The following is an 11,743-nucleotide window of genomic DNA, read 5'->3' as shown; positions in this document are numbered from 1 at the left end:
TTCCAAAACAGCAATGCGTGTTTCTCTTTCTCCCACATTCACGATGATCTCTTTGACCAACCGTCAACTCCTTTCTCCGGCAAAAACACCTGAAATCCTACTACGATTCTAGCATACAAACTTCTATCCCACCCTCTTAAGAGGATATACCAAAATGAGATGCTTCCTAATCTGCCGCCCGTCAGGCAATTTGCAAGCCCAACACGCGAAGTGTACGCAACTATCGTCTCCGATATGTTTCCTGTTGGCATCTCACAAGGCAAAAACTGAAATTTTTTCGGGGTAGAAATCGGAAACTCTTGACAACGTAGTAGCAGTATGTTATAATAGAAGTGTGAACAAGAGAGGATGCCCGAATAGGGCACAAAGCCCCAAGCTTTGAACACTCTGTTCACACACTACTCCGAAAGGAGGGAGCGACGATGCGCGCTTCAAAAAGTCGTCGAATGCGGAGCTGTACTCGTCTGGACGAAGAGGGCTTAACACCACCGGACAGTTTTGTGGGGGCACGGTGCTGAGGCCCGACCCGTCCTGAATGTCGCCGATAAAGGTTCCTTAGAGAACCAAATCTTACGGCGAAACGTGCTACGCGACGGCAACGCGCACGGGAAAGTCGGCCCCCTCGAGCAGTTAAATGCCCCGTCAGCCAAATTTCAAAAACCCTGCAGCAACCACTGCAGGGTTTTTTACTTTTGCCTTGAAACCGCACCGCCCCCGGCTCCGTAGTCTTGTTGGATTGCCGACTGCTTGAAGGATAAAAAATAACGATGAACCGATGGAATGTGGGTGCACTTGGAATGCGGATGCTCTCTCGCCCTCTACGCAAGTGGTTGAATGTACCGCAAGGGCTGCTGTTGATGCGGGCGAAACATATCCCCTGGCGTTATAAGCTGCTCGCCTTCGGACTTGGCGCACTGATAACCGCCCTGCTGATGGCCTTGGAACTGCCGGTAGAATCGCTGCTAGCTACTCTACTCATCGGGCTGCCCATAGACATATCGGTGGATGGTCTTGAGGCCATTCTAGGCCCCCTCGTCTTCGGATCGGCGCTCCTGCCCCTTGTGCTTCCTAGGCAACTGTTGCAAGAGTAGGTGCCGCGTCCCTGCTCTTTTGGCAGCAGGTGATTCGCTATGACACGTCGAATACGTCGAAAAAACACGGGGGAGAACGTTCTTGCTCGTGCCACTGCCCCTGAACAGAGGGTTGCTTTTCGGCCTTACCGTTGGGATGGCGCTGCTATCGGCAGGTGTTCGCGCACAAAACTCGGCGCACCTCACTAGCCTCACGAAAGTGAAAATCCTCTCCGTCAAAAACGAGGGGCTGCTCTTCACCGACAACAACGCCGGTGTCAGCGGTGTGGATGTGGCCAGCTCGATTCCGGTGGGTTATCGGGTGCTATGGCTCTTTGGTGATGTGTTTCTTCTTGGCCCTGTGGAAGCCCCCATCCAGAACTATGTTGGCAATGTGAGCAATTGTGGGCTTTGGGTACCTCTAGCGCCGGGAGCGGCATCTCTTCATCACTACCAGTTTCTCTGTGATGCCGCAACCCAGCTTGCTCGCCAGCTCATACCGCTGGAAAACGGAGAGGGCAACGAGACGCGCCTTTGGCCATCCGGTGGATGGTACGATTCCCATACGCATCGGCTCTACGTCTACTACTCCATCAACAAAGTGGTTGGTTCGGGTGCCTTCGGGTTTAAAGTCGAAGGCTATGGGCTTGCCTACGCCTCTTCTACCCATCAACCCCTGCAATTTACGCGTCTCCGCCTAAAATCACTGGGTTCCCTCTGGTGGCCTCTCAATTCCGGAGCAATTTTCGGATGTGCCGTTATTGATGCCCCCACCGATCCCTATCTCTACATCGTGGGCATGGAAGATCGGCAAGGACATCACTATGGCAAGTTAGCCCGCGTGTTAAAATCGCATATCGAAGATTTCCAAGCCTACGAGTACTTTGCCGGCTATGGAGAGCACCCACAGAAACCGCATTGGAGTAAGCATGTGCAAGATGCGGCCGATGTTGAAGGACTTAAGGACTTCCCCAACGAACTTTCCATCACCTACAATGCCTATCTTGGAGCCTATCTGGCCGTCTATTCGGAGGGGGTTTTTTCTCAACGGGCGCTTTTGTGCGAAGCCTTGAAGCCTTGGGGGCCCTATCACCCCATCGGCGAGATCAGCACGCCCCATAGAGCTTTCGAAAACGCCTTCTGCTATGCCTGCAAAGAGCACCCAGAACTCGCCGAGCAAAACGGCCGCATCATCTATGTTACCTATGTAGACAGCGAACGCTACTGGCCGCAACTGCTGAAAGTCACACTGCAAAAGCAGACGAACGCACCTTAGTTATCAAGGAGGTTCTCTATGACCGCCAACACAACACCACAAGAATGGCGCTCTTACTGGCGCCTTACCCCCGAACAGGTGGCACAGTATCAGCGCGATGGATATGTGCTGTTCCACCAGCCGCTTTTCTCTGAGGAGAAGTTTGCCCGTCTCAAAGCCATCTTCGAGGAGAACCTCGAGCGCTACGGGCCGGATAACCTCGATGTAATTCACTTTCGCGATCCCAGGTTGCTTGAGTTTCTCCTATCAGATGAGGTGTTAAATCTCGTCGAGCCGGTTGTGGGGCCGAACATTGGACTTTGGAGCAGCCATTTCATCTGCAAACCGCCCTACACGGGCAAAGCCACCCCGTGGCATGAGGATTCGGCCTACTGGAACGGCCGCGTTTCCACCATGGCCGGCATCTGCACCGTTTGGCTCGCCATAGATGAAGCCACTCCGGAAAACGGCTGCATGTGTGTGATTCCCGGCACCCACAACAACGGCTTCTCGGAATATGAGCCGGTGGATATCGCCAAAAACATCTTTGGGTCGCAGATTCGCCCCGAATTGATAGATGAGAGCAAAGCGGTCTACTTTGCCTTGAAACCGGGGGAGTGCAGCCTGCACGAAGCGCGGCTCATTCATGGAGCGCGTGCTAACACCTCACCGAAGCGCCGCGCCGGCTATACAATGCGCTATTTCCCTACTTCCAGCAAAGTCTATCCGGAGCGCAATCAGGGTCATAAAATATGGTTGGCGCGCGGTGTAGACTTGGCCGGCAACCACTATGAGAACGCCTAAAGGTGAGACAGGCTTCAACGCTGTTTGGGCGTAGAGATGGGCGGGGGGGCGATGTAGGCGGGGACGAGCGTCACCGGGCTTTCACCCGCCTCCCCTCGCTCTTTGCGCTGCCAAGCAAGTCGCCCTATGGTGGAGGCGCGAGGAGCTTCAGGGCAGAACGTGGCCAACGACAGATGCTCTGGGAACGATCTCTGCCATCGGCAGAAGACATCGGATGCGGCGGGGCCGCAAAGTATCAAGGGCTTCTCTTTAAACACCTCCATTCGTCGTTCCAACTCGGCCACAGAGAACGCAGCCGGCTCCACAAGGGCTTTCGGCAACATGTCAGATACATCGTACACCGCTCCGTACACTACATCGGCACGACACGGCAGCACCACCAAAACGGCGGCTTCGCACAAGCCCAGATATTCGGCGGCCAACGCCTCAAGCGCGTTAATCCCAAAGAGAGGACGACCGTAGACCTCGGCAAAAACCTTGGCGGTCATCACACCGATGCGCGTACCGGTAAACGAGCCTGGGCCTATGCCAACGGCAAATGCGCCTATTTTCTCCAAAGTTACATAGGCGTCGTTACAGAGGCCCTCTAGTGTTGCCGGCAGGTTCTCCGACAGATGCATCTCATGGCGAAACGTGCGCTCGGCCTGCAAGCGTCCCTCACATAGCACGGCAAAGCTGCACACATCGCCCGAAGTTTCAATGGCCAGAAGTGTCTCCGATGTTTGAACGGTGCCAGGTTCTTCAACTCTGACCATGCTGTACGATCCTTTCCAACATCTCTAGCAAGGCGGCGGCTCGCTCGCCTTTCGCCTGCAGATGCAGCAAGCGCAACTCTTGTTCGGGAACAGGCGCTTCGAAAAAGATTTCGAGCCGTTCTTCGGGCAACAGAGTGGCGATCCGATCGGCCCACTCCACTGCAAACACGGCAGGGCGCGCAAAATACTCCTCCAGCCCTAAGGTTGCAGCGGCTGCGGCATCGTCGAGCCGATAGGCGTCTATATGGATTAGGGGGATAGGCCCGTGATACTCTTGAATGAGGGCGAATGTCGGACTAGTTACAGGCTCCTGCAGTTGCATGCCCTCGCCAAGAGCACGAACGAAAAAGGTCTTTCCCGTCCCTAAGGCCCCGGTAAGAGCCAGCACATCGCCGGCTCGCACCCTTTTTCCCAGCGCTTGCCCACAGCGTCGCATCTGGTTTTGGTCGGAGATGGAGAGGGTTCGCATCACTCCTCCAAAGCCCCTTGTATCTCTTCAGCAATACGTTGCGCCGCCTCCACCGGGTTTTGGGCGGTGAGAATGGGACGCCCGATTACCAAATAGCTCGCGCCCCGCCGAATGGCCTCGGCAGGGGTAAGCGTGCGCGCCTGGTCGTCGGCGCCACTCTGAGCCGGTCGCACGCCCGGTGTAATAAGGAGATGGCCGGGGTCAGGAAAAGCGGCGCGAAGCGCGATAAGCTCCTGCGGAGAGGCCACGACGCCCCCACAACCGCTTTGGAAGGCAAGCCGCGCAAGATGGACAACCAACTCCTCCACCGGCTCGTTTACTCGCAACTCCTGCCTCAAAACCGTCGGTGAGATGCTGGTAAGCACGGTTACCCCCAACAATAAAGGCGGCTCCCGCTGCGCCTCTTGGGCCGTTTCTAGCGCGGCACGGTGGGCTGCCTCTAGCATGCTGCGCCCTCCGAACGTGTGCAGCGTTACCGCCCACACTCCCAAACGGGCAAGTCCGCGAACGGCGCCCATCACCGTGTTTGGGATGTCGTGAAGCTTTGCATCGAGGAATATCCTCTGTGCGCCTGCAGCGTGCAAACGAGGCACGATGCTGGGGCCTTCGGCCATCAGCAACTCTAGCCCTACCTTGAAAACGCCTACATGCTCTCGAAGGAGCTCCACATATCGAAGCGCCGCATCGGCATTAGGCACATCGAGCGCACAGATAATCCGCTCTCCTGGGTTCATGCCTATCCCCCCATAGGCCAAAACTGATCCCAGGCCTGCCAGAAGGATTCGGCCCGCGAGCAGATAAGGCGCGACCCAACTCGCTCCACCCCTTTCTTCCCCAAAAAGTCGTTTGCCCTGTCCGGCGTGGCCAACTCGACCTCAAAGGTAACGGGTGGATCGAATTTGAGAGGTTTTGGCCAGTCGCGCCGCGTGAGCGCGCTGTAGACGCGCCCCTCGATCAGCGCACAGGCATCGCTCGCCGGCAGATGACGGGCGCTAAAGCGCCCCAGCCCTATCTTTACCGGCGCCTGAACCACCTGAGGCCCTATCAACTCTGCTACCTCTTTACAGGTCGCCGCGTCGCCTGAAACAAAGACACAAGGGGTGCTGAAGTCGCCACAGATGGCCGCGATAATTCCCGACTCGCCCACCAACGTCCCATTGATGCGAGCGTTATACCAACTTTGCGAAGAAACCGTATGACAGAGAACCCCATCCGCTGTGCCAGCCATCGCATGGGCGCCCACAAACAGCGCGGCATCGCAACCAGCCTCTAAAGGAGCGATGTAGCGTGCCCATGGATAACCCAATACGTACTCCGCACCGCTTTCAAGCCGCTCCGGTATTAGGCTCTTAAAGCTCCACGGCCCGCCGGCCCCGTGGCCATCCACCACCACGATCTCCGTAGCCCCGGCCCGTTTGCAACCGCGCACGGCCGCGTTCACCTCTTCCGTATAAAGCCGGCGCCCCTCTTCGTAGAGGGGTGCTCCCCCGTTGACCTGCTCCCAAACGGAGATGCCGGCAACGCCCTCCATGTCACACCACAGCATAACTCGCATAGGGCAAACTCCTTTCGCTGTACCGCCTCTAATTTCAATCTGCCGTCTAAGTTTACCTCAGCCGTGGCGAAGCCAATTTTTTACCCTGCTGTGTGCGCACCGATGGCGCGGCTTTCGGGTTCTACCTATCCAAAATCCTTAGCATTTCCGAAACTTCTCCTGCACATCTCTCGTATTCGTGAAGGAAAAGCCTTTGCGTAAACCACGATAGGCCCTCCTTTACGCGATAATTTCTTGCCCTGAGAAACGGCTCGTCCGCACGGCCTATCTATTCGGAGGAAAAAGGAGTCTCGAAACTTGTCCATAGCGCGTTTTCATCGCCTACAGAGTCTTTGTTGGTACCTTGCCGGCTTTGTGCTTACCTCCATTGGAGGTTCTGCGGCAACAGCCCAACAAACGATGCCCGCAAACCCTCCCTCCGCACCAACCGGCGTCACCCCTCTTCCAACATCCCCTCCACCAACGAATCTGCAGGCGCCTGTTCCTGCGCCCATTCATCCTTTGCCCGAGCCGGCCCATCCTCAAAAGGTCTCTCCTACTCTACAACAGGTAGAAGGGCGTGTTCCTCCCCATCCCATCACCCTGCAACAGGCCGTAGCGATCGGGTTGGCCAACAGCCGTGCGCTCGCTTTGGCCGTTGAAGCCCTACAACAGGCCCATGGACGCACCGTGCAGGCACGAGATGCTTTCAACCCCACTCTTACCGGCCAGTTCACCTTTACCCATCTCGATGCCGGGCAATCCTTCAAATTCGGCCAACAGACCATCACCATTGTGAACCAAGACCAGCGCCAGCTCCAAGCCGTCGCTTCCCTCCCCATAGACATTACCGGCTTGCTGCACACGGCCAAAGATCAGGCGCAATTTGAAGAGATCGCGGCGCGCATCTCCGTAAACCAAACCCAAAACGACACGGTTTTGGCCATTAAGAATGCCTTCTATAACGTTTTGCGTGCTAAAGCTCTTGTCGTCGTCGCGAAAGAGACCCTGCAAAACGACCTCGATCGTCTTGCCGACGCTCAAAAAAAGCTTAAAGCAGGCACTGCAGCTCCTTTTGATGTGTTAAGCGCACAAACCGATGTGGCCAATGCTCAACAGCAGCTTATTGCCGCGCAAAGCAACGTAAGCCTCGCCATTGCACAACTAAACAGCGCCCTCGGCATCGCTATAGATACCCCTCTTGAAGTCAGCGACGCCGGCGCCGTTGAAAACCCGCCCGATGTGCCCCCTCCCAGCGCCCTTCAGCAGTTGGGTAATTTGGAGGTGCCTCAAAACATGGACACCGACCAAGCCGCCCATAGCTCGCTGAATCTCGGCAGCGCATATGATGCGCTCGTGCAAGAGGCCTTAAAAACACGGCCCGAAGTACTTGCCGCCGACGCGCAGCTAGCGGCAGCTCGAAAAGGCATCCTGCTTGCGCAGAAAAGCTATCTGCCCTCCGTGGCCGTCTCCGCTCAGGTAACCTACTCTCCAGATGCCGCCGGATTTGCCCCTAAAACCACATCGGGCGCTTTGGTGCTATCTGTCTCTATTCCACTCTACGACGGTGGTCAGGCCAGTGCCCAACTCGAACAGGCTCGCGCGCTCGTCGCGCAGGCCGAGACCCAACGTCGCAACGCCATTGACCAGGTTGAACTCGACGTTCGCAGCGCCTATCTCAACCTGCTCCAGGCGCGCGACAGGGTGGCCGTGGCGAATCAGGCGCTTGCCGAAGCGCGCGAGAGCTATCGTTTAGCCACCGTGCGCTACACCAGCGGCGTGTCGCCCATCCTTGAAGTGAGCAATGCACAGGCCGCTCTCACCCAAGCAGAGCAAAACCAAGTGAATGCTCTCTACGACTACAATAACGCTCGTGCAGCCCTCGATCGCGCCGTGGGACGCTACTCCTATACCCTACAAAGTGCCGGGTATCAAAGCCAACCCTCACCCCATGCGCTTGGCCTGCCGACTCTGCCCACCGGAGGTTCCCGATGAACAAGCTCCAGAAAGCACAAAAGCTTCTCTTCCTTTTTGCAGTAGCCGGTCTTTTAGGGCCTCTCCTCACCGGATGCGCGCATTCTTCAAAACCGGCAGCCACTTCGGCCACCCCTACGTCCGATACGAAAGCGGCCGTGCTCGTGCAGGTAACCCCCGCCCGCATCGGCACCATCGAACAGACAACCGTCGTCACCGGCGTTCTCACGGCCCTCAACGATGTCACCGTGGGTGCTAAGGCCGCCGGCAAACTCGTGGCCGTCTACTATCGTGAAGGAGACAGCGTAAAGGCGGGTCAGGTGGTCGCACAACAAGACACTACCGATCTTCAGGCTCAACTCCAACAGCAGCAGGCCAATCTCCAAGCGGCCATCGCCCGGCTTGACCAGGCCAGAGTGGCATACCACAGCGCTCTCACCAATCTGCAACTAACCAAATCGCAAACGCAACATGCCATCGCCCAAGCGCAGGCCGCTTTGAACGCCGCCAAAGAGCAGGCCAAAATTGTGGAAGAGGGTGCCCGTTCGCAAGACCGCGAACAAGCCCGTCAGAAGATGTTGGCGGCCAAAGCTGCCTACGACCAAGCCCGTTCCGATTTGCAGCGCTACGAGAGCCTCTACCGCCAGAACGCCATCTCGGCTCAACAGCTCGACCAGGCCCAGACGGCCGCCGACCAAGCGCAGGCCAACTATATCGCAGCCCAACAGGCCTACGACGAAATTCAAGCGGGCAACCGCCCCGAAGAGATCAAAAGCGCACAGTATAACGTAGAGCAAGCCGAGCAAGCGCTTCAAACCGCACTGGCCAATCGCGACCAGATTAAGCTGCGCGAAGAGGATGTGAAAAATGCCCAAGCCGCCATTCAGACGGCTCTCGCGCAGGTGAACCAGGCCAAAGCCGCCGTAGCCTATGCCCGACAACAGCTTGAAGATACCACCATCACTACGCCTATTTCGGGGGTAGTAGCCGCACGCCTTGCAGAGCCTGGGGAACAGCTCGCAGCCGGAAAATCGGTGCTCGAAATCGTCTCTTTGGAAAATATCTACTTCGACGCACAACTGCCCGAATCCCAATTTGAAAAGGTGCATATAGGCCAACCAGTAACCGTCACCGTGGACGCTCTGCCCGGAAAAACGTTTCGAGGACGTGTTAGCAAACTCTTCCCGGTAGCCTCCGCACAGGCCAGAAGCTTCACGGTGCGCATCTCGTTGCCCAACGATAGCCACCAGCTACGCCCTCAAATGTTTGCAAGAGGCACCATTGTGCTCGACGTTCATCCCCACGCCGTGCTCGTGCCCTATCTCGCCGTCCTTAATCCAAGCGACGGAGTGGGCACGGTGTTTGTGGTAGAAAACAACGTCGCACACCAACGCAAGGTACAGCTCGGCTTCGTTACTCCGGACAAAATAGAGATTCGCAGCGGTGTTTCTGCCGGCGAGCCGGTGGTGACCCAGGGACAGATGCAGTTGCAGGATGGCATGAAGGTGCAGATCGAATCTCCGAATACAACCTCTTCGGTTTCAGAGTAAACTCCATTAAAGGCGGGGAGTAAGCAGTGCTCACTCCCCGCCGTGTGCTTTAAGGCCCCTTGTTAGCCTCATCGCCGTTCCGGCACCGGAGCCGCGGCGCCTAGGACCGTTAATCTCTAAAACGGCCTATCTGGAAGAGGGGGCTGATCGTCCGGAGGCGGAGGGGGCGGCGGCCCCTGATCACCAGGAGGAGGTGGCGGCCCACCCGGCATCTCGAAGTGGAACGTAAAGGGTTTGCCCGTCATCTGTTGCCACTGCGCCAGTTGGTCGGGTGTGAGCAGGGCAAGCACCTTCTTGCCGGCATCCACACGCTGCTGATAGAGCTTCTGCTCCAGCTGGGCAAATTGGGCACCAAAACCGCCAGGCCCTCGCCCAAAGGGGCGTTGCGGCGGGCCACCTGCAGGCCCGGGCGGAGGCCCGCCGGGACCACCTGGAGGTGGAGGAGCACCCTGATCATTAGGTGGTGGGCCTGGAGGGCCGCCCGGAGGTCCGTTAAAGCGGTCGTTCCCGCCACGATTAAAGAGGGACGCCATGGTTTGCCGCGCCGTCTGCAGATACTGCTGCCATATCTGCTGAATCTCCTGGCGCTGCTGATCGTTGAGATTCAGCTTGGCGGCTAACTTATCGTCGGCAAGGGCTAAAGCGGTGCGCCACTGCAAATCGAGCTGTTGCAGACGACGCTGCTGATCGTCTGTAAGCACCTGCGCAAGCTGTTTCTGCTCCTCGTCCTGCAGTTCCTGCTGTAGCGCGGCCATCGCGCTTTGGCGTTTTTGAAAAAGCTCCTGACGCTCCTCAGGCGTCATACTATCGAAGTCGGAGCGACTCGGCGGCGGATTCTGCTGCATCCAATCGCGCATCTTTTGCATTCGCTGTTGTGCCATATCGCGCTGAATCTGCCCGATCTTCTGCCGCTGGTCTTGGCTCAGCCCCAACTCCTGTTGCACATCGGGTCGTCCCAACAAGACCATTGCGTTGGATTGGCGGGGATCCATCATAAAACCGCCGGGGCCAAAGCGAAAGCCCATCGGCCCTCCAAAGCCGCGCCCTTGCCTTCCTTGAAAGCCTCCCGGGCCGGGCGGGGGCCCGCCTTGTCCAAACCCCTGTGCGCCGCACGTTACCGTGGCCACACTCCATCCAACCCCGAAAGCCACACCGGCAAGGCGCAACCATCGAAAATGGTGTTTGTTCATCGTCTCATCCTCCACAAGTTTCAGAGCGCTCACGGCAAACGCTTTGAATGCGTCTGAACATTGCACCTATTCAGACGACGCACTGCAAAAAGAGTTATCTTCACTTTCGTTTCTGCGAAGCTGCCGCAGGAGGATGCGGCACGCCGAAAGGAATTCGGTAAGGCGCCTGCTCTCTTAGCCCATAAAACGAAGCGCGGGCTATCGGCAGCCCTCGTGCCTCCAGCATGTCCACAACACGTGCCACGCTAGCCCGTTTGTTAGGCTCCTCCTCAAAAAGATTTAGGTTCTGATCTTTCTCCGCCAACAGGCCTGAAAAGGTGATGGAAACCCGTATCGGCTGGTAGTTAAACCGTGTGAAAGGCATCCCAGCCAGCAGTTTGCGCACAATAGGCAACCAGGTGCTCTCCTCGTTGGCATGCCGGTGTTTCGTGCTTCGCTGCCGCCAGGAGTACGTTGTAAAATCGTACCGATGCCGATAATCCACCCGAACCTCCACGTTGGAAGCCCCCAACGCCTCCTCTCTTAATCGCTTAAGCGCCTTCTCGCAAAGCCTCAGAAGAATGCGGTGCGCACCATAACGATCTCGAAATTCCGGTGGTAAAACGTGCGAACAGTTCACCGACTTACGCGGACGCCCCAAATACCCACCATAGTCCATCTCCGGCGAGCCACGGAGCATCCAATACCAACGTGCGCCAACCACACTGCCCCAAGCCCGACGCAGGTGCACAACATCGGCCTCATAAAGATCGCGTACGCTTCGTATATTATGCTGATTTAGACGTGCGAGCATCCTTTTGGCGATGCCCGGCAGATCGGTTAACTCAAGCGTAAAGAGGGCTTCCGGCAGATCGGTGCTCTCATAGATAGTAAGACCATCGGGCTTTTGGCGTTCACAGGCCACCTTGGCCAAAAAGGTGTTCGGGCCGATGCCAATGGAGCAGCGCATTTGGTCGCCGAGTTGGACCTTTATGGCGCGCTTTACCTGACGGGCTAAGGCTTCCTCCATCGGGCGCCCCTGCACCGTACGCCCGATCCCACAAACCATCTCGTCTATGCTAAGCACCTGAACCGACACGAAATAGGCTTGAAGCAGCTCACAGAGAGCACGATGATACTGCACATAAAGCAGGGGGCGCGCC

11 protein-coding genes are annotated in these 11,743 nt (G+C 57.1%); 5 read left to right on the top strand and 6 right to left on the bottom strand.

What is annotated here, in order from left to right:
• Positions 1–767 precede the first annotated feature (767 nt).
• The 3 genes from VKV29_RS06200 to VKV29_RS06190 all read left to right on the top strand — a co-directional run bounded on the left by VKV29_RS06200 (position 768) and on the right by VKV29_RS06190 (position 3,129).
• Positions 768–1,091, top strand: coding sequence for a hypothetical protein (locus VKV29_RS06200; RefSeq protein ID WP_324200439.1), 324 nt, complete (start codon positions 768–770; stop codon positions 1,089–1,091).
• Between the two features lie 88 nt (positions 1,092–1,179).
• Entirely contained in the window at positions 1,180–2,346 is a 1,167-nt protein-coding gene (locus VKV29_RS06195) for a DUF4185 domain-containing protein (protein ID WP_324200438.1), read from the top strand.
• Between the two features lie 18 nt (positions 2,347–2,364).
• Entirely contained in the window at positions 2,365–3,129 is a 765-nt protein-coding gene (locus tag VKV29_RS06190) for a phytanoyl-CoA dioxygenase family protein (RefSeq protein ID WP_324200437.1), read from the top strand.
• 14 nt (positions 3,130–3,143) lie between these two features.
• Here VKV29_RS06190 and tsaB read toward each other — a convergent pair whose 3' ends face one another.
• From tsaB to VKV29_RS06170, 4 genes are read right to left on the bottom strand one after another with little or no spacing between them, the layout of a single operon-like run.
• Entirely contained in the window at positions 3,144–3,884 is a 741-nt protein-coding gene (tsaB, locus tag VKV29_RS06185) for a tRNA (adenosine(37)-N6)-threonylcarbamoyltransferase complex dimerization subunit type 1 TsaB (RefSeq protein ID WP_324200436.1), read from the bottom strand.
• A complete protein-coding gene (tsaE, locus tag VKV29_RS06180; RefSeq protein WP_324200435.1) occupies positions 3,871–4,353 on the bottom strand; it encodes a tRNA (adenosine(37)-N6)-threonylcarbamoyltransferase complex ATPase subunit type 1 TsaE in 483 nt (160 codons plus the stop codon). The genes tsaB and tsaE overlap by 14 nt, the downstream gene beginning before the upstream one ends.
• A complete protein-coding gene (pyrF, locus tag VKV29_RS06175) occupies positions 4,353–5,087 on the bottom strand; it encodes an orotidine-5'-phosphate decarboxylase (protein WP_324200434.1) in 735 nt (244 codons plus the stop codon). The genes tsaE and pyrF overlap by 1 nt, the downstream gene beginning before the upstream one ends.
• A 2-nt stretch (positions 5,088–5,089) precedes the next feature.
• Entirely contained in the window at positions 5,090–5,908 is an 819-nt protein-coding gene (locus VKV29_RS06170; protein ID WP_324200433.1) for a M55 family metallopeptidase, read from the bottom strand.
• A 297-nt stretch (positions 5,909–6,205) separates the two neighbouring features.
• On the opposite strand from VKV29_RS06170, the gene VKV29_RS06165 reads away from it, so the two are divergent.
• Both VKV29_RS06165 and VKV29_RS06160 read left to right on the top strand, forming a co-directional pair.
• Positions 6,206–7,882 carry a TolC family protein gene (locus tag VKV29_RS06165; protein WP_324200432.1) on the top strand — a complete coding sequence of 559 codons (1,677 nt, stop codon included), beginning with the start codon at positions 6,206–6,208 and terminating at the stop codon, positions 7,880–7,882.
• Positions 7,879–9,411 (top strand): efflux RND transporter periplasmic adaptor subunit, encoded by a 1,533-nt coding sequence (locus tag VKV29_RS06160; protein WP_324200431.1) that lies wholly within the window; start codon positions 7,879–7,881, stop codon positions 9,409–9,411. Before VKV29_RS06165 ends, VKV29_RS06160 begins: the two co-directional genes overlap by 4 nt.
• A gap of 116 nt (positions 9,412–9,527) precedes the next feature.
• Here the strand turns inward: VKV29_RS06160 and VKV29_RS06155 are convergent, their stop codons facing one another.
• On the bottom strand, positions 9,528–10,601 hold the full coding sequence (locus VKV29_RS06155; RefSeq protein WP_324200430.1) for a hypothetical protein: 1,074 nt from the start codon (positions 10,599–10,601) through the stop codon (positions 9,528–9,530).
• 100 nt (positions 10,602–10,701) lie between these two features.
• The coding region (locus VKV29_RS06150) for a hypothetical protein (protein WP_324200429.1) at positions 10,702–11,743 on the bottom strand (1,042 nt) is incomplete at its 5' end.

The sequence above is a fragment of the Chthonomonas sp. genome (assembly GCF_035294165.1).
GTDB lineage: Bacteria > Armatimonadota > Chthonomonadetes > Chthonomonadales > Chthonomonadaceae > Chthonomonas.
This window is presented reverse-complemented; position numbering and strand designations above follow the sequence as displayed.